This window comes from Methylobacterium sp. JK268, from assembly GCF_054052225.1.
Window position 1 is genome coordinate 49,264 of the sequence record NZ_JBSVZN010000005.1, and the last position, 17,836, is coordinate 67,099.

15 protein-coding genes and 1 pseudogene are annotated in these 17,836 nt (G+C 69.2%); 5 read left to right on the top strand and 11 right to left on the bottom strand.

The genetic code is table 11. The features are described from left to right. Nucleotides 1-127 precede the first annotated feature (127 nt). The 11 genes from ACW9J6_RS07410 to ACW9J6_RS07460 all read right to left on the bottom strand — a co-directional run bounded on the left by ACW9J6_RS07410 (nt 128) and on the right by ACW9J6_RS07460 (nt 12,413). A complete protein-coding gene (locus tag ACW9J6_RS07410) occupies nt 128-829 on the bottom strand; it encodes an Hsp20/alpha crystallin family protein (protein ID WP_457115811.1) in 702 nt (233 codons plus the stop codon). After that, nucleotides 805-1,140: a chaperone modulator CbpM gene (locus ACW9J6_RS07415; protein ID WP_457115812.1), complete on the bottom strand. Its 336-nt coding sequence runs from the start codon at nt 1,138-1,140 to the stop codon at nt 805-807. The genes ACW9J6_RS07410 and ACW9J6_RS07415 overlap by 25 nt, the downstream gene beginning before the upstream one ends. A 14-nt stretch (nt 1,141-1,154) precedes the next feature. Further along, nucleotides 1,155-2,030 (bottom strand): DnaJ C-terminal domain-containing protein, encoded by an 876-nt coding sequence (locus tag ACW9J6_RS07420; RefSeq protein ID WP_457115813.1) that lies wholly within the window; start codon nt 2,028-2,030, stop codon nt 1,155-1,157. A 56-nt stretch (nt 2,031-2,086) separates the two neighbouring features. Beyond that, nucleotides 2,087-2,695 carry a nucleotide exchange factor GrpE gene (locus ACW9J6_RS07425; RefSeq protein ID WP_457115814.1) on the bottom strand — a complete coding sequence of 203 codons (609 nt, stop codon included), beginning with the start codon at nt 2,693-2,695 and terminating at the stop codon, nt 2,087-2,089. A 29-nt stretch (nt 2,696-2,724) separates the two neighbouring features. Beyond that, nucleotides 2,725-5,313 carry an ATP-dependent chaperone ClpB gene (gene clpB, locus ACW9J6_RS07430; RefSeq protein WP_457115815.1) on the bottom strand — a complete coding sequence of 863 codons (2,589 nt, stop codon included), beginning with the start codon at nt 5,311-5,313 and terminating at the stop codon, nt 2,725-2,727. Between the two features lie 97 nt (nt 5,314-5,410). Beyond that, complete coding sequence (dnaK, locus tag ACW9J6_RS07435; protein ID WP_457115816.1) at nt 5,411-7,318, bottom strand: molecular chaperone DnaK; 1,908 nt, start codon at nt 7,316-7,318, stop codon at nt 5,411-5,413. Nucleotides 7,319-7,929: 611 nt separating this feature from the next. Then, entirely contained in the window at nt 7,930-8,895 is a 966-nt protein-coding gene (locus tag ACW9J6_RS07440) for an LLM class oxidoreductase (RefSeq protein ID WP_457115817.1), read from the bottom strand. A gap of 478 nt (nt 8,896-9,373) precedes the next feature. Next, a complete protein-coding gene (locus ACW9J6_RS07445; protein WP_457115867.1) occupies nt 9,374-10,213 on the bottom strand; it encodes an aldo/keto reductase in 840 nt (279 codons plus the stop codon). Between the two features lie 61 nt (nt 10,214-10,274). Next, nucleotides 10,275-10,832, bottom strand: a complete 558-nt coding sequence (locus tag ACW9J6_RS07450) for a type 1 glutamine amidotransferase domain-containing protein (protein ID WP_457115818.1) — start codon at nt 10,830-10,832, stop codon at nt 10,275-10,277. Between the two features lie 59 nt (nt 10,833-10,891). Further along, a complete protein-coding gene (locus tag ACW9J6_RS07455; protein ID WP_457115819.1) occupies nt 10,892-11,221 on the bottom strand; it encodes an FmdB family zinc ribbon protein in 330 nt (109 codons plus the stop codon). A gap of 76 nt (nt 11,222-11,297) precedes the next feature. Continuing rightward, nucleotides 11,298-12,413, bottom strand: a complete 1,116-nt coding sequence (locus ACW9J6_RS07460; RefSeq protein ID WP_457115820.1) for a glutathione-independent formaldehyde dehydrogenase — start codon at nt 12,411-12,413, stop codon at nt 11,298-11,300. Nucleotides 12,414-12,635: 222 nt separating this feature from the next. Between ACW9J6_RS07460 and ACW9J6_RS07465 the strand changes: the two are divergent. The 5 genes and pseudogenes from ACW9J6_RS07465 (at nt 12,636) to ACW9J6_RS07485 (ending at nt 17,824) form a co-directional block, all read left to right on the top strand. Beyond that, a pseudogene (locus ACW9J6_RS07465) lies at nt 12,636-13,442 on the top strand (IS5 family transposase). 116 nt (nt 13,443-13,558) lie between these two features. Beyond that, complete coding sequence (locus tag ACW9J6_RS07470; protein WP_457115821.1) at nt 13,559-14,491, top strand: LysR substrate-binding domain-containing protein; 933 nt, start codon at nt 13,559-13,561, stop codon at nt 14,489-14,491. Between the two features lie 172 nt (nt 14,492-14,663). Next, a complete protein-coding gene (locus ACW9J6_RS07475; RefSeq protein WP_457115822.1) occupies nt 14,664-15,836 on the top strand; it encodes a CaiB/BaiF CoA transferase family protein in 1,173 nt (390 codons plus the stop codon). Continuing rightward, the gene (locus tag ACW9J6_RS07480) at nt 15,833-16,702 is read left to right on the top strand and encodes an HpcH/HpaI aldolase/citrate lyase family protein (RefSeq protein WP_457115823.1); all 870 of its coding nucleotides are present in this window, start codon (nt 15,833-15,835) and stop codon (nt 16,700-16,702) included. Before ACW9J6_RS07475 ends, ACW9J6_RS07480 begins: the two co-directional genes overlap by 4 nt. 9 nt (nt 16,703-16,711) lie before the next feature. Then, a complete protein-coding gene (locus ACW9J6_RS07485) occupies nt 16,712-17,824 on the top strand; it encodes a zinc-binding dehydrogenase (protein ID WP_457115824.1) in 1,113 nt (370 codons plus the stop codon). Nucleotides 17,825-17,836 lie beyond the last annotated feature (12 nt).

Here is a 17,836-nt window from a genome sequence, read left to right on the forward strand (position 1 = left end):
GTCGGTGTCGACCGAGGTCCAACCGACAGGTGAGGGTCGAGCGGTTCCACCAGGCATAGCCATCCTCGCCGTTCGGGGTGTTTCAGAAGGACCGGCCCGTGATCCGGTCCGGTCAGCGCGGCCCGGTCTACGCAGGCGCCTTGTCCGGGTGGCGCGTCTCGGCGCCGTTCTGACTGGGCGAGGCCGCCGTTGCGGAGGCTTGGTCGGCGCCACGAACCTGGACCCGCCGCGTCCGCTGCTGCGCCTCGGACTTGGGGAGCGTGATCGTGAGCACCCCGTTCTCGACCCGAGCCTCGACCTGGTCGGGATCGACACGGAACGGCAGCGCGAGAGCACGCTGGAAGGTGCCGAAGACGCGCTCACTCACGTGAAAGTTCTGCCGATCGTCCCGGCGCTCGATCTCCTTGACGGCGCGAATCAGCAAGGTGTCGTCATCGATCATCACCTCGACATCCGCCTCACGCGCACCGGGCACCTCGGCGGTGATGCGCACCTCATGCTCCGTCTCCGTGACGTTGATGTCCGGGACGAGGAGCGCGGCACCCGAGGCTCGGGCGCCCTCCCCTGCCGCGTCCTCGAGCAGGCGGTTCATATCGTGGTAGAGGGCGAGAAGCGGCGTAAACAGCGGGCCCGGCATGCCGCGCCTGGTCGAACTGCCCGACCGCTGGAAGGCGACTGGTCCTCGAGACATGGTGTGGGCCCTCCCTGGGGACGTGGCGAAATCCCGCCCGATGCGCTCGGTCTGCCGGGGCGGCGCGATGTCGTATGATGAGCGGATCGCGCGCCTTGCAGCCCTGACACGGGTCAGTTTGGCGTCATGTTCGGCCATGTGCCGCCGATTTCGTCCGCGATCTGCCGACGGATCGCGTCGGGCTGCGCCTGCAGAGCCTGCAGGATCCCGCGGAGCACCTGCCGCAAGCCGCCGACCTGATCGACGAGGTCGAGCACGACCGTGATGCCATCGTCGTTGATCCCGAGGTCGTGCTGCAGATCGCGAATCAGTTGGGCCCTGGCGAGATCGATCTCCAGGTAATGCCAGACGCCCCCCCGGAGCGTCGGCACGAGCCAGCCGGTCTCGATCCAGATCTGAAGGGCGTGGGGGCGGAGGTTCGCCCGCGTCAGAAATTCGCGCTCGTCCATATCCCGCCCTCTCCTCATCTGCGCCGATGCCACTCGGCCACCCATCGTTCGAGTTCGGGGTCAGGCTTGTCCGGCAGCTTGACCAGCAGCTTGACGTAGGCGTCGCCTGCCGTCCCGTCCGACCTCGGAACGCCTTTGCCCTTGAGGCGAAGCACCTTGCCGGAATTGCTCCACTTCGGGAGCGTCATCGTCACAGGCCCCGCAGGGGTCCGCACCTCGATCCGACCACCGAGCACCGCCTCGTGCAGCGGAACGCCCTGCTCGAAATGGATGTCGTCGCCCTCCCGCCGGAAGACCGGGTGCGGGCGGACGCTGATCTCGATCAGGGCATCGCCGGGCGGCGCGCCGCCCTGACCGGGTTCCCCCTTGCCGCGCAGGCGAAGCGTCTGTCCGTCGCGTGTGCCCGGTGGGATGCGGACATCGAGCGTCGCGCCGTCCGGCAGGGTCACCGAGCGGGTGGCGCCGTTGACCGCATCGAGAAAATCCAGGGTGAGACGGTAGCGGACATCCGCGCCATGGCGCCGGAGATTGGAGCGCGCACGGTGGCCGAAGATCCCGGAGAGGATGTCGTCGGCGTCGAAATCCGCGAAGCCCGCCTCGCTCGTATAGGCGTGGCCGCCCGATTGCTCGGCAAAGTCGCGATAGTAGCGCTGTCGCGGCCGCTCGACGCCGGAGATGTCGATCTCGCCGCGGTCGAAGCGCGCGCGCTTCTCGGGGTCGCTCAACAGATCGTAGGCGCGAGACACGTCCTTGAACTGCTCTTCCGCCTCCGCATTGCCCGGGTTCAGATCCGGATGGAGTTTCCGTGCGAGCTTGCGATAGGTTTTCTGGATCTCCTCCGGGGAGGCATCGCTCTTCACGCCGAGAATCGCATAGGGATCGTCGCTCAACGCTTCCTCCCTGCGCCGTCTTGCGGCGAAGCGCGTCACCCGTCGGGGAAGACGCCCTACCGATGCGGCTCGGACGGGGTGTGCTCACGGTGATCGTCCCGGGACGGTCCGCGGCGGGTGACGGTGACGCGGGCAGGCCGCAGCAACCGGTCGTGAATGAGGTAGCCCTCCTCCATGACGTCGGCCACGGCCCCGGGCACGACCGAGGGGTCATCGACCTCCATCATGGCCTCGTGCCGCGACGGGTCGAACGGCGCGCCGAGGGCATCGACCTGCTTTACGCCGACGCGTTGCAGGACCCCCATCAGCAGACGCTCCGTGGCCCGCACGCCGTCGATGAGCGACGCGCCCTGAGATGACGCCTGCTCCGACGCGGCGATGGCCCGGCGCAGATTGTCGAGGACCGGCAAGAGCTCGCGGGCGAGGCCCGTCACCGCGAAGCGCCGTTCTTCCTCCAAGTCGCGCTTCGCCCGGCGCCGCGTATTCTCCGCTTCGGCCAAGGCCCGCAAGGCGCGGTCCTGAAGCGCAGCGTTCTCGGCCTGCAGGGCTGCGGTCGCGTCCGTGCCCGACCCAGGTGCCGCGCTCGCCCCGGGAGCATCCGGCGGAGGGGAGTGAGCGGCGGATGCGGGCGGAGAACTCTCGGGCTCCAAGGGCTTGTCAGCCATACCATGCCTCCTTGCTGGCCCGGCCGGCGTCAGGCGGCCTGTGCCAAGCTGGCGCCGTTGACGGTGAGTTGGCCGTTGACGACCACAACCGGAACCGTGTCGCCGTCCTTGATCGCACCCGTCAGGAGCATCTTGGCCAGGGGGTTCTGCAGGTGGCGCTGGATCACGCGCTTGAGGGGACGCGCACCGTAGACCGGATCGTAGCCGGCGTTGGCGAGCCAATCCTTGGCCGCATCGTCGATGTGCAACGCGATCTTCCGCTCGGCCAGCCGTCCGTCGAGGCCTTGGAGCTGAATGTCGACGATCCGGCGCATGTCGCTGCGGCCCAGTCGGTTGAACAGGATGATCTCGTCGAGCCGGTTGAGAAATTCCGGCCGGAATGCGCGGCGCACGACCTCCATGACCTGCTCCCGGGCGGCCTCGGCCGGCTGGCCCTCCATCAGGGCGGCCAGGAACTCGGCACCGAGGTTCGAGGTCAGGACGATGATCGTGTTGCGGAAGTCGACCGTGTTTCCCTGCCCGTCCGTCAGCCGCCCGTCGTCGAGCACCTGCAGCAGGATGTTGAAGACATCCGGGTGAGCCTTCTCGACTTCGTCGAAGAGGATCACCTGATAGGGCCGCCGCCGGACCGCCTCCGTCAGGACGCCGCCCTCCTCGTAGCCGACATAGCCGGGCGGTGCGCCGACGAGCCGCGAGACCGCGTGCTTCTCCATGAATTCGGACATGTCGACGCGCAGCATCGCCCGCTCGTCGTCGAACAGGAACTCGGCCAACGCCTTGCACAATTCGGTCTTGCCGACGCCGGTCGGGCCGAGGAACAGGAAGGAGCCGATCGGGCGGTTCGGGTCCTGGAGACCCGCGCGGGCCCGCCGGACCGCGTCGGACACGGCCACGACCGCCGGTTCCTGGCCGACGACGCGCTGGCGCAGCTTGTCTTCCATCGCCATCAGCTTGTCGCGTTCGCCTTCCAGCATCCGCGTGACGGGAATGCCCGTCCAGCGCGAGACCACGGCGGCGATGTCCTCGGCCGTGACCTCCTGCTTGATCAGCCGGCCCTGGCTCGCCTGCATCGCCTCCGCGAGGCGTTTTTCCAGTTGCGGGATCACCGCGTAGAGGAGTTCGCCGGCGCGGGTCAGGTCGCCGCGCCGCTCCACCTGCTCGAGTTCGATCCTGGCCTGTTCGGCCTGCTCCTTCAGCTTCTTGGTCTCTCCGAGCTTCGCCTTCTCGGATTCCCATTGCGCCGTCAGCTCGGCCTGCCGCGTCTCCAGGGCCGCGAGCTCTTCCTCGACTCTCTTCAGGCGCTCCTGAGCGCCCGGATCCGTCTCCTTCTTCAGGGCCTCCCGCTCGATCTTGAGCTGGATCACGCGCCGGTCGATCTCGTCGAGGTCCCGGGGCTTGGACTCCGCTGCGATCCGGAGCCGGCTCGCGGCTTCGTCGACGAGGTCGATCGCCTTGTCGGGGAGGAACCGGTCCGCGATGTAGCGGTGGGACAGCGTCGCGGCCGCGACGATCGCGCTGTCGGTGATGCGCACGCCGTGATGGAGCTCGTACTTCTCCTTGAGACCGCGCAGGATGGAGATCGTCTCCTCGACGGAGGGTTCGCCGACGAACACGGGCTGGAACCGGCGGGCGAGCGCGGCATCCTTCTCGATGTTCTTGCGATACTCGTCCAGGGTGGTCGCGCCGATGCAGTGCAGCTCGCCGCGGGCCAGGGCGGGCTTGAGCATGTTGGAGGCATCCATCGCCCCTTCGGCCTTTCCGGCCCCGACGAGGGTGTGCAGCTCGTCGATGAACAGGATCACGTCGCCCGACGCCGAGACCTCCTGAAGAACGGCCTTCAACCGCTCCTCGAACTCGCCCCGATACTTCGCGCCGGCCAGCAGAGCGCCGAGATCGAGAGACAGGAGACGCCGGTCCTTCAAGGTGTCGGGTACGTCGCCGTTGACCATGCGCTGGGCGAGCCCTTCGACGATCGCGGTCTTGCCGACGCCCGGCTCGCCGATCAGCACGGGATTGTTCTTCGTCCGGCGTGAGAGAACCTCGATGGTTCGCCGAATCTCCTCGTCGCGTCCGATGACCGGATCGAGTTTGCCCTCGCGGGCATCCTCGGTGAAATCGCGCGTGTACTTCCTCAGCGCATCGTAGCCTTCCTCGGCCGACGCGCTGTCGGCCCGGCGCCCTTTGCGGAGCTCGGCGACGGCGGCGAGGAGGGCCGCCGGCGTCACGCCAGCGTCTCTGAGGAGCTCGCCCGGCCGATCCGGGGCCTCCGCGAGGGCGAGCAGCAGGGTTTCGACCGTGACGAAGCTGTCCCCGGCTGCGCGAGCCCGCTCCTCGGCCCGGTCGAACAGGCGCGCGGTTTCGGGCGCCATGAAGATCTGACCGGCACCGCCGCCCTCGACGCTCGGAAGCTTTGCCAAGTCACGGTCGAGCGCCGTCGCGAGCGCATCGGGACGGCCGCCTGCGGACTGAATCAGCCGCTTGGCCAAGCCGTCCTCGTCATCGAGCAGCGCCTTCAGGAGGTGGAGCGGCGTGAGCCGCTGGTGGCCCTTTCGTTGAGCCAGGCTCTGCGCCGCCTGGATCAAGCCCTTGAGATGATCGGTGTACGTGTCGATCTGCATCGCTCACCCCTGATGATTGCCCGTGACGGTGAGGCGAAGCCTCCAAACCTGCTCGGGCGCAGAGACCTCGCGCCGCCACGCCTCGCCCGAGGGTGGGCTAATGCGCGCCCTGGTCCTGGCGGCCGTGCTCCTCGAATTCCGCGTCGACCACCTCCGGCTGGGGATTGCTTGCGCCGCCGCTCGCCCCGGCACCGGCTCCCTCGGGAGGAGCGCTCACGGCCTGCGCCAGACGCTGTGCCACCTGGGACAACCGCTCCGTCGCCTGCCTGATGCGGTCGACGACCTCGCCGCCGATCGCCTCACGCACCGCGGCGATGGCCTGCTGCAGCTCGGTCCTGAGGCCGCCAGGGACACGCTCGCCAGCCTCTTCCTGGCTGCGCTCTGCCGTGTAGATCGCCGCATCGGCTTGGTTGCGGGCATCCGCCAACTCACGGCGCCGCTTGTCTTCCTCGGCGTGGGCTTCCGCCTCCCGCACTATGCGCTGGATCTCGCTCTGGTCCAGCCCGCCCGAGGCCTGGATGCGGATCTGTTGTTCCTTGCCGCTGGCTTTGTCCCTGGCCGTGACGTTGACGATGCCGTTGGCGTCGATGTCGAAGGTCACCTCGATCTGCGGGAGACCGCGCGGGGCCGGCGGGATGCCGACGAGGTCGAACTGGCCGAGCAGCTTGTTGTCGGCCGCCATCTCACGCTCGCCCTGGAAGACCCGGATGGTGACGGCGTTCTGGTTGTCCTCCGCCGTCGAGAAGGTCTGGCTGCGCTTCGTCGGAATCGTGGTGTTGCGCTCGATCAGCTTGGTCATCACGCCGCCCAGCGTCTCGAGGCCGAGGGAGAGCGGGGTCACGTCGAGGAGCAGCACGTCCTTCACGTCACCCTGGAGAACGCCGGCCTGGATCGCGGCACCGATCGCGACGACCTCATCCGGATTGACGCCGCGATGGGGCTCGCGCCCGAAGAGGCTCTGGACCGCCTCCTGCACCTTCGGCATCCGCGTCTGTCCGCCGACGAGGACGACCTCGGCAATGTCGGACGGCTGCAGCCCGGCATCCTTGAGCGCCGCCTGGCACGGCCCGATCGTGCGCTTGATCAAGTCGTCGACGAGCGCTTCGAGCTTGGCCCGCGAGAGCTTGATGTTGAGGTGTTTCGGGCCGCTCTGATCGGCCGTGATGAAGGGCAGGTTGACCTCGGTCTGGGTCGCGGAGGACAGCTCGATCTTGGCCTTCTCGGCGGCATCCTTGAGACGCTGAAGGGCGAGCTTGTCCCTGGTCAGGTCGATGCCCTGCTCACGCTTGAACTCGGCCGCCAGGTATTCGATCACCCGGTTGTCGAAGTCCTCGCCGCCGAGGAACGTGTCGCCATTCGTCGACTTCACCTCGAACACGCCGTCGCCGATCTCGAGGATGGAAATATCGAAAGTACCGCCACCCAGGTCATAGACCGCGACTTTGCCGCTGCCTTTCTTGTCGAGGCCGTAAGCGAGCGCCGCGGCCGTTGGCTCGTTGATGATGCGCATCACGTCGAGGCCGGCGATCTTACCGGCATCCTTGGTGGCTTGGCGCTGAGCATCGTTGAAGTAGGCCGGGACCGTGATGACGGCCTGCGTGACGGCTCGGCCGAGCTTCAGTTCCGCGGTCTCACGCATGCGCTGCAGAATGTAAGCGGAGATTTGGCTTGGACTGTAGGCCTTGCCCTTGATTTCGACCCATGCGTCGCCATTCGGCCCGGGCACGATCTTGTAGGGCACCATCCCCATGTCTTTCTTGGTGATCGGGTCGTCGAAGCGCCGCCCGATCAGCCGCTTGATGGCGAAGACGGTGTTTTCCGGATTCGTGATCATCTGGCGCTTGGCCGGCTGCCCGACCAGAACCTCGCCGGACTCCGTGAAGGCCACCACCGACGGGGTCGTGCGGCCACCCTCAGCGTTCTCGATGACGTTTGCTCTGCTCCCATCCATCTCGGCGACGCATGAATTCGTCGTGCCAAGATCGATGCCGATCGCCTTCGCCATAGGGACACTCCTTCAGGTTCACGCGAGACAGGCCGGCCGGAACGGGGGCCGAATGGGACGTGCGATGTTCACCGCGGAGGATCGCGTGCCGCGTCGCGCCGATGCTGCATTCCGCTTCGCCGATGACCATGACGCGGATCAGTTTCGCTGCGGTTTTGTCTGACTTGTGAGGCTTGGCTTTGAGAGACCTGGCCGCGTGTTGAGACGGGGCACCGGCGCACAGCCGCTCGGGAGCCTCACATCGAGAGGAGCGCCGAAGGTCCGCCGGCCGTCAGCGGGGGCGAGTGAGGCTATCCCTGATGCGAATAGAGCGCTCGGTGTGATATGCGTTTTTCCAAAAAATAATAGTCATGGCATTGCAGAGAGCGTCGAGCGGAGGATATTCAGAAGTTGTCCGGTGCGATCCTCGCAGATGGGGATGCATGCGGGTGCGTCCGGGATCCCGCCCGGCGAGAACAATCGGGTCGTCGCGGCCACGAGCGCCGATCCCAAGCCATTCCCATGGGTGAAACAGGCCGACGCCATTCTGGCCAGCATCAAGCGCGGCTGATTACCAGCAGTATACAAAGAAATATAAAAAATATACCGCTATAAAATCAATAAGCAAGAAGTTATATCTTCAACTGAGGCAGTATTTCGAGTCCGATTTCTTCGAGCACCTCGCCCGCGCTGCGGGCGCCGTACTTGAGGTTCAGGATCACGTGGTGAATTCCGATGGAGCGGAGCGCGACGAGGAAGTCGAGCAGGAATTGACGACCGCAGCGGAACCCGAGATGAATGGGTTGCGGCGGGTGATGCGGGTCGGCGCGGAGATCGACGTAGAGGGATTGGGCGAAAGGCTTGAACACCCCCGGCGCTACACCTGCCGTCGTGGCCCGCCACCGGGCCGCGAGGTCGGACTGGCGCTCAAGCGAGCGCGGGTAGGTGATCCAGCCGTCCGCATGTTCGGCGATCCACTCCGGACTCTGCCGGCTCGATCCCGTCACGAGGATCGGCAGCCGTCCAATCGGCTTCGGCACCAGGTCGACGTTGCCGAGCATCTCTCCGAAGCGCGAGCGCAGCGTGGGAAACTCCTCTTCGAGAACCTTTCGGATGACGGCAATGTTCTCGCGAAACAGAACGTCGCGCTCGTCCGCGGGGACGCCGAAGGCCGGAAATTCGATCGGCCGGTCGCCTGACGCCACCCCCATCACGAATCGGCCTCTCGACAACCGGTCCACGGAAGCGGCAGCCTTGGCGGTATGGAGCGGGTGCCGGATCGGGAGGACGATCGACCCGGTCGCGAGGGCGATCTCGCGCGTTTGCGCGGCGATCCAGCCGAGCCAGACCCACGGGTCGTAGACCTGCCCCAGGTCGCCGAAATTGGGATCCCGTAACGGGACGTCGCGAGTCCAGAGCGCGGCGTAGCCGAGTTCCTCGGCCCGAACGGCCAGACGCTCCTGGTCGCGCATGGTCGGCTGGTCGCGCTGGAATGCCTCGATGGGGAAGAAGACGCCGACACTCAGGTGATCCGGGACGAACATGCGCTGGAACCCAGCGCTGTCGCTCGGGCGGGCTGCGTGGTGGACGTGAAGCATGAGGAAACCTCGAAGGTGGGTTATCGCTTCGCTTCATCCAGCAATCACTTTCCGAGGCCCTCGGCCCTGACGCGCATCAGCCTCCGTATCCTCGCCGCCGGACCGGTCATCGCAGCCGCGTGTGAGGATGAGGTCACTGCTTTGGACATCCACATCGAAGACAGGGCCGCAATCGCGATCTCCAGCTCCACCGCGAGCAAAGACGCAGCAGGCCGACGAGACGCTGTGGCCGAGGAGGCGAGGACGAGAGGTGTGCCAGCCACTGCCCTGGCGGGGGGCCTGAACCCGGTCCCTCCGAGGCTGCGGCCGTCGAGAGGCAGCACGGGCTGGCGCCGGCGGCATTGGCGTCATGTCGCCGACGCGCAGCGCGCCCTGGACAACCCTGGGCGCTTTTTGGCGTGGCACGAAGGAAAAGAGGCTGAGAGGCGCCGCTGTCCCCTGCGCGGCCCGGGATTTTGAACCCCAGCCTCCCACGGGCCTACAGCATGGGAAGCCGGCGCGGCCGGGGGCCGCGCGGGAACGCCTCGTCGATGCGGGCGAGGTCGGATTGCGTCAGCCGCAGCGCGCCGGCGCCCGCGTTGTCGGCGGCATGCTCGGGGCTGGACGCCTTCGGGATCGTGAACGAGGACGGCCGCCGCACCAGGAAGCGGAGCGCCACCTGGCGCGCCGTCGCGCCGTGGATCGCCGCGATCTCCGCCAACACGCGGCCGCCCGGCGTGCGCGGACCAGGGAAGTTGCCATGGCCGAAGGGGCTGTAGGCGACCACGGCGACGCCGCGCTCCTCACACCAGGGCAGCACGGCGTGCTCGATCGCGCGCTCCTCCAGGTGGTAGAGGACCTGGTTGCAGGCGATTCGACCCTCGCCCCCCGCATTCCAGGCGGCATCGAGGTCGGGAACGTCGAAGTTGCTCACCCCCCAGGACAAGATCTTGCCCTGCTCGCGGAGCCGCTCGAAGCCGGCGAATGTGTCCTCGAGCGGGTGCGAGCCGGGCCAGTGCAGGAGGTAGCAGTCCAGCCTGTCGGTGCGCAGGCGCGCGAGCGAACGCTCGCAGGCCGCCACCGTCCCACCACGGGAGGCGTTGCTGGGCATGACCTTTGAGACGAGGAAGACCTCGTTGCGCCGCCCGGCGATGGCCTCGCCGGCCACATCCTCGGCCTCGCCGTACATCTCGGCGGTGTCGATGTGGGTCATGCCGAGGTCCAGGCCGCGGCGCAGGGCAGCGACCGCGGTGGGTCGGTGCGCGTCGTCGATATACCAGGTCCCCTGACCGATGACCGGTACCGGACGCCCCGCGGGGCCGAACAGGCGCTGTTCCATGGTGCTGCTCAGCATCGGCATCGCGACCCGACCCAGGAATCCCCGGCTCCTCTCACGCGGCTCATGCTCTCCCCCGCGCGCCTGCGAACAGCTTGATCACCTCCCGGTTGAACGCCGGGATGTCGTCCGGCTTGCGGCTGGTGACCAGGTTTCCGTCCACGACGACCTGTTCATCCACCCACTCCGCCCCTGCGTTCCGGAGATCGGTCCGGAGCGAGGGCCAGGAGGTCAGGCGCCGCCCGCGCGCAGCACCCGCCTCGATGACGGTCCAGGGGCCGTGACAGATCGCGGCGACGGGCTTGCCCCCGTCGAAGAAGTCCTTCGCGAAGGCGACTGCCGCCGGGATCGTCCGGAGCGTGTCGGGGTTGATCACGCCGCCCGGCAGCAGCAGCGCGTCGTAGCGATCGGGCCGGGCCCTGCCGAGGGGCATGTCCACCGGGAATTCGTCACCCCATTCCGTGAACTTCCAGGCCTTCACCTGGCCGTCCTTGGGCGAGACGATCTGGGTCTCGGCGCCGGCTTCGTCGAGCGCCCGGCGCGGTTCGGTCATCTCGACCTGCTCGAAACCGTCCGTGATCAGGATCGCGACCTTCAGGCCCTTGAGGGTGTCAGACGCCATGTTCGTCCCTCCGTTGGACAGAGAGTGCGCTCGATGGGGGCAGCCCCATCTTGGTGCTGTCACTGCCCCCGGCGCTGCACCGGCCCGTGCGACGTGAAGACCCGTCCGGCCGCGGACAGGGTGCCCGGCAGCGGCATGCGGCGTATGCAACAGCCGCAGCCGGCTGGATGTGCGGCCGAGCCCCCGCGGGGGGACGTCGTGCTCGGCTCGGTTGCAGCGGGGGCAAGGCGGCCACCCGGATTGATCCTGGCAATGGCCGGTGCGCCGAGGAAGGCGCGTGGTGCTCCGACCCCGCATCCCGGGCAGAGGCAGGGGTCCCGGAACTGCGCCATGGGCCGCATCGCCGTGAACGGCCCGCACTCATCGCACGCGTAGTCGTAGTTCGGCATGGCGTCCCCACGCTTGAGCCCGTCCGGCGAGATGGCGGATCAGCCGAGCGGGCGACGGCCCGCCCGGCCCGGCGGCTCACGCGGCGGGCTTGAGGACCACCTTGGTCCAGCCCTTGTCGCGCGCGTCGAAGTGCTGGTAGGCCTTCGGGGCCTCTCCGAGCGGCAACTGATGCGAGACGATGAAGGACGGCTTGGCGCGGCCGGTCGAGATGAGATCGCGCAGCTGCCGGTTATAGGCCTTCACGTTGCACTGGCCGGTGCCGATCGTCTGACCCTTGAACCAGCAGAGGCCGTAGTCGAAAACGATCTCGCCCTGCTTGTAGAGCGGGTCCTGAGGGGCCGGATCCTGGGGCACGTAGACGCCGACCACGCCGATGCCGCCCGTGAACTTCACGGATTTCACGAGGTCGTTCATGGTCATGTTGGGGTGCTCGTGGCCCTCGGGGTCGTGCGCCTGGTAACCGACGCACTCGCAGCCGCGGTCGGCGCCGATGCCGTTCGTCAGCGCAAGGACTTGGTCCACCGGGGAGCCCTTGGAATCGTCGATGGGCAAGGCCCCGATCGACTCCGCGAGGCGCAGGCGGTCGGGATGGCGGTCGACGACCATGACCTTGCAGGCGCCCTTGATCATCGCCGCGTGGGCCGCCATGAGGCCGACCGGCCCCGCCCCGTAGATGACGATCGACTCGCCGGGACGCAGTCCTGCGAGTTCGGTGGCGTGCCAGCCGGTCGGAAAGATGTCGGCCAGCATCACATAGTCGTTCTGCCGCTCCTCGGCGTCCGGCGGCAGCTTCAGGCAATTGTAGTCGCCGTAGGGGACGCGCAGCAGGTCGGCCTGCCCGCCGCGATACGGTCCCATGTCGGCGAAGCCGTACGCGGCACCGGCCATGTTCGGCATGACGCTTCGATCCGCCGTGGTCAGGCAGAACGCGCTCAGGCCGCGCTCACAGTTCCTGCAGAACCCGCAGCCGATGTTGAACGGGACAGCGACCCAATCGCCGACTTTCACGCGATCGACGGCGCTGCCGACTTCGGCCACCTGGCCGAGGTTCTCGTGCCCGAACACGCCGCCACGCGGGAAGTCGGTCCGGCCCTCATACATGTGCAGGTCGGAGCCGCAGATGTTGGTGCTCGTGATCCGCACCAACACGTCGGTCGGCCTCTCGATTCGCGCATCGGGCACGTCCTGCACCGCAACATGGCGCGGTCCATTATAGACAACTGCTCTCATCGCGTTCTCCCGACCTGAAGTCGCATACGCGATAAAGAGCGTGTCACGCAGTCAGCCGTCGCACTATACGGGCGATACCTAAGGGGGTGTCCGAAGCGCGCTTCGAACCTCCTATAGGACGCGCCACCAGTCTAGAGAACTTGGCAGAACGGCGCCGGACGGAAGGCTTGCGCGTCGACGTGCGTGGCCCGTCCGCTGCGCCCTGATGATCTCTGGACCGAGATTGCTCCGCTTCGGCCCTCGCCGAAACCGCGCCCGAAGGGCGGCCGGCCGCCGATCGCGAACCGGGCCGCCCTGACCGGCATTCCGTTCGTGCTGCGCTCGGGCAGTCCGTGGGAGTTGCTGCCGGCCGAGATGGGCTGCGGCTGCGGCGTGAGATTGCTGGCGCCGCCTGCGCCACTGGCAGGAAGCGGGTCTGTGGGCGCGCCTGCATCAGGTGCTGCTGGAGCGCCTGCACGCGGCGGGCGAGACCGACTGGAGCCGGGCCGGTGTCGACCGCGCGAGCGTGCCGGCCAAAATGGGGGGTCTGCCACCGGCCCGAACCCGACGGGCCGCGGCAAGGCGGGCACCCGGCGCCACCTCGTCACCGACGCCCGCGGCACGCCGCTCGGCCTCGTTCTGACGGGCGCCAACCAGCACGACAGCCCGATGCCGGCCCCGACGCTGGATGCCGTTCCGCCGCTCCGCAAGGGGCGGCGCGGCCGCCCTCGCTGCCGGCCGACAAGCGGGACGCCGACAAGGCCTCCGATGCCAAGGTGCGACGCCAGGAGTGCCGCGCCCGCGGGATTGGGCCACGCATCGCGCGACGCGGCCTCGAGAGCAGCGAGCGGCTGGCCCGTCACCGCTGGGTGGGAGAGGGCACCCACGCGCGGTTCAACCGCTTTCGCCGTCTGCCCATCCGCTACGAGCGCCGTGCCGACATCGACGCGGCCTTCAACCTCCCTCGCCGCCTCCCTCATCACCCTGCACCAGATGAGACGGTTCTGTTAGGCGCTCTCTGGGGCAATCCCGAGCCGCGGGGGGTTACACCGCTCGCCCGTCCGCGCGGGCCGGCGCGGGAATCGGCCCGCCCCTCTCCCGCCCAAACGACCAGCCGGACGCGCATCATGTCCCACCCGACCCTGAAGCAGATCCGGTTCTTCGTGGCGGCGGTCGATTGGGGCAGCCTGTCCCGGGCCGCCGCCCACCTGAACGTCGCGCAGCCCGCCCTCAGCCAGCAGATCGCCCAGCTCGAGGCGAGCCTGCGGACCGAGCTCCTCACCCGCACGGCCCGCGGCGTCCAGCCGACCGAGGCCGGGGACCGCTTCTACCGTCACGCCCGCACGATCCTGCGGCAGGTGGAGGGCGCCGTCGCCGACGTGACCGGACCGGCGGCGGTGACCGGGCGTGTCGCGATCGGCCTGCCGACGAGCGTCGCCACCATCCTGGCGCACCCGCTCCTGAGCGCGATCCTCCGCGGGTTCCCGGGCATCCGCCCGGAGCTGTTCGAGAGCCTCTCGGGCTACCTGCACGAGCTGATCGCCCGCAACCGCCTCGAGCTCGCGATCCTCTACCGCGACCGCTCGGGGCCGGGGCTGACCGTGCGGCCGGTCCTGCGCGAGGAGCTGTTCCTGGTGACGAAGGCCGGGGCGTCGGGCGCCTCCACCATCACCATGCGGGAGGTCTCCCGCCTGCCGCTGGTGATGCCGAGCCCGACCCACACCCTGCGGACGATGATCGAGGCGGCCTTCGCGCAGGAGGGCCTCGCCCTCACCGTGATCGCCGACGTGGACAGCCTGCCCACCATGCGCAAGGCCGCGGCCTCGGGCCTCGCCGCCACGATCCTGCCGGTCTCGGCGCTGGCGGGAATCGACGACGCGCAGCGCCCGGCCATGCTGCGCATCGTCGAGCCCGCGATTTCCCGGCCGATCGGCCTGTGCTGGGCGGCCGACCAGCCCTTCGTGGGGCCCACCGCCGTCGTCGCCGACCTCGCCGTCGCGGAGATGCGCCGCCTCGTCCAGGACGGGGCCTGGGGCGGCGCGATCCTGGCGGAGCCATAAGAAATCGCGATGGCCACCACGCGAAATCCTTCTCGATCCCGATAGGTCCTTCGTCGCAAGATACCCCCAGGCCCCATCGGGGGCGGACCGTCCCGTCAAGGGGCGGCCGGGGAGGAACCATGGCCAGCACGCCCTGTCGCCGGGCACCGGCGCGCGCCGTCCGGAGCGGCGCATGAGCACGCTATCCGCGCTGATGGCGGAGGGTCCCCTCGCGGGGATCCGGGTCCTCGACCTGTCGCGCCTCGTGGCCGGCAACATGCTGAGCCTGCAGCTCGCCGATTTCGGCGCCGACGTGATCAAGCTCGAACCGGGCCGGGGCGACCCGCTCCGCCACTGGCAGGAGAACGGCATCTCCGCCTGGTGGAAGGTCTACAGCCGCAACAAGCGCTCGATCCGCCTCGACCTGAAGACCTCGGAGGGCAAGGACACGTTGCGCCGGCTCGTGCCGGGTGCCCAGGTGCTGGTCGAGGGCTTCCGGCCCGGCGTCATGGAGGCGGCGGGGTTCGGCCCCGACGCCCTGCTGGCGCTCAACCCGAAGCTGGTGATCGTGCGGGTCAGCGGCTTCGGCCAGACCGGCCCCTACGCCCAGCGCCCGGGCTTCGGCTCGCTGATCGAGGCGATGAGCGGCTTCGCGGCGAAGAACGGCTTCGCGGACAAGCCCCCGGCCCTCCCGAACCTCGCGCTCGCCGACATGGTGGCGGGCCTGTCGGGCGCCTTCGCGACGCTGGCGGCGCTCCGGGTCGCCGAGCGGCCCGACGGCGTCGGGCAGGTCGTCGACCTCTCGCTCCTCGAACCCCTGCACGCGACCCTCGGCCCCGACGCGGCCATCCATCGGCTGACCGGCCGCTCGCCCTCCCGGATCGGCAACCGCGTCAGCATCACGGCGCCCCGGAACGTCTACCCGACCCGGGACGGCGAGTGGATCGCGCTCTCGGCCTCGACGCAGGACATGGCCGCCCGGTTGTTCCGCGCCATTGGCCGGCCCGAGATGATCGAGGATCCGCGCTTTTCCACGAACTCCGCCCGGCTCGACAATGTCGAGGAGGTCGACGCCGTGGTGGGCGGCTTCATCGCGGCCCGCGACCTCGCCGAGAACCTCGCCTATTTCGAGAAGGCGGAGGTGACGGTCGGCCCGGTCTACGACCCGGCGGGCTTCGCGCGCGACCCGCACGTCCAGGGCCGCGGCGTCCTGGTCGAGGTCGAGGATCCGGAGGTCGGCGCGATCCCGATGCACGCGCCCTTCCCCCGGCTGTCGCGCACCCCCGCCCGGATCCGGCGCGTGGCGCCGGCGCTCGGCCAGGACGAGGGCGACATCGCGGCGGAACTCGGGGAGGGCGTCCGGTGAGGCTGCGCTCCCTCCTGTTCGCGCCGGCCGATGCCCCGCGCAAGGTCGAGAAGGCGGTCGCGTCCGGCGCCGACGGCGTCATCCTCGACCTGGAGGACAGCGTCGCGCCGGGGGCGAAGGCGGCGGCGCGCGAGGCCGCCGCCGCGGTGCTGCGCGCCCATCCGGACCGCCTCGTCGTGCGGATCAACCCGCGCGGCACCGAGTGGTACCTCGGCGACCTCGCGGCCGTCGTGCCGGCGCGGCCCGCCGCGATCCTGCTGCCGAAATGCGCCGGCCCCGCCGACCTCCGGGCCCTCTCGGAGCAGATCGACGTGCTGGAGGCGGTGGGGGGCCTCGCTCCGGGCAGCGTCGGGGTGCTGCTGCTCGCCACCGAGACCGCCGCCTCCCTCCTCGCCATGGACTACGCGGGCGTGTCGCCGCGCCTGCGCGGCCTCTGCTTCGGGGCCGAGGACCTGTCGGCGGATCTCGGCGTCGCGCCGCGGCGGGGAGACGGCACGCTGACGGCGCCCATCGCCGCGGCCCGTGACCGCCTGCTGATCGCGGCCGCCGCCGCCGGAGTGCCGGCGATCGACACGCCCTTCCCGGATCCCCGCGACCCGGACGGGTTGCGGGCCGAGGCCGCGGCCGGCGCGGCGGACGGCTTCTCGGGCAAGCTCTGCATCCATCCCGGCCAGCTGGAGGCCGTGGCCGCCGCCTTCACGCCGGCGCCCGAGCGGGTCGCCTGGGCGGCCGAGGTGGTGCGGCTCCTGGACGGGAACGGGGCCGGCGTCGCCACCCTCGACGGGCGGATGATCGACATCGCCCACCTGAAGCTCGCCCGCCGCGTGCTCGCGATGGCGGACGCGGCGCGCCCACCCCGCGGCTGAGGATCCCGGATGACGATGCGCTTTCCCACCAGCAGCCGCGCCGCCGTGGTGCGGGAATTCAAGGCCCCGGTCTGCATCGAGGAGGTGCCGATCCCCCGGGAACTGGAGCCCGGCACGCTCCTCACCCGCGTCGAGACCTGCTCGATCTGCGGCACCGACGTCCATCTCTGGCAGGGCTCGCTCGCCCTCAAGGTCGACCTGCCGGTCATCCTCGGCCACGAGATGGTCGGCCGCATCGTCGCGATGGGGGCGGGCACCGACCGCGACTCGGTGGGCCAGCCGCTGCGGGTCGGCGACCGCATCACCTGGACCCACACCGCCTGCGGGCGCTGCTACTTCTGCACCGTCGCCCGCGAGCCGACCCTGTGCCAGTACAGCCGCAAGTACATGTACGAGCGGATGGACGTTGCGCCCTACCTGCTCGGCGGCTTCTCCGAGTACGGCTACGTGCTGCCGGATGCGGGCCGCGTGAAGGTGCCGGACAATGTCCCGAACGAGCTCGCCAGCATGGCGAGCTGCGCCTTCCGCTCGGTGATGAACGCCTTCGACGCGCTCGGGCGCATCGACCCGACCGACACCGTGGTGGTGCAGGGCGCCGGCCCCCTCGGGCTCCTCGCCACCGCGGTCGCCAAGATCTCGGGCGCGCGCCGGGTGGTCACCCTCGGCGCCCCCGCGCCGCGGCTGGCGCTGGCGCGGGAGTTCGGCGCCGACGAGGTGATGTCGGTCGAGACGACGACGCACGACGAGCGGCTCGACCGGGTCCGGGCGCTGACCGACGGGCGCGGGGCCGACGTGGTGATGGAGTTCACCGGCCACCCCGACGCCTTCGGGGAGGGGCTCGACCTCGCCCGGCGCGGCGCGAGCTACGTGGTGGTCGGTCAGCTCGGCCAGGGCACCACGACGATCCGGCCCTCCGCCATCGTCGCCAAGAACCTGCGGGTGCTCGGCTCGTTCTCCGGACAGGCCAAGGCCTACTGGAAGGCGCTGGAATTCGTCTCGAAGCACCTGCACGAGGTGCCCTTCGACCGGATGGTGACCAACCGCTACGCCCTCGACGACGTCAACGTCGCGCTGACGCGGATGAAGGCCTTCGAGGAGATCAAGCCCGTCATCGCGCTGTGACCCCGTGCGGGG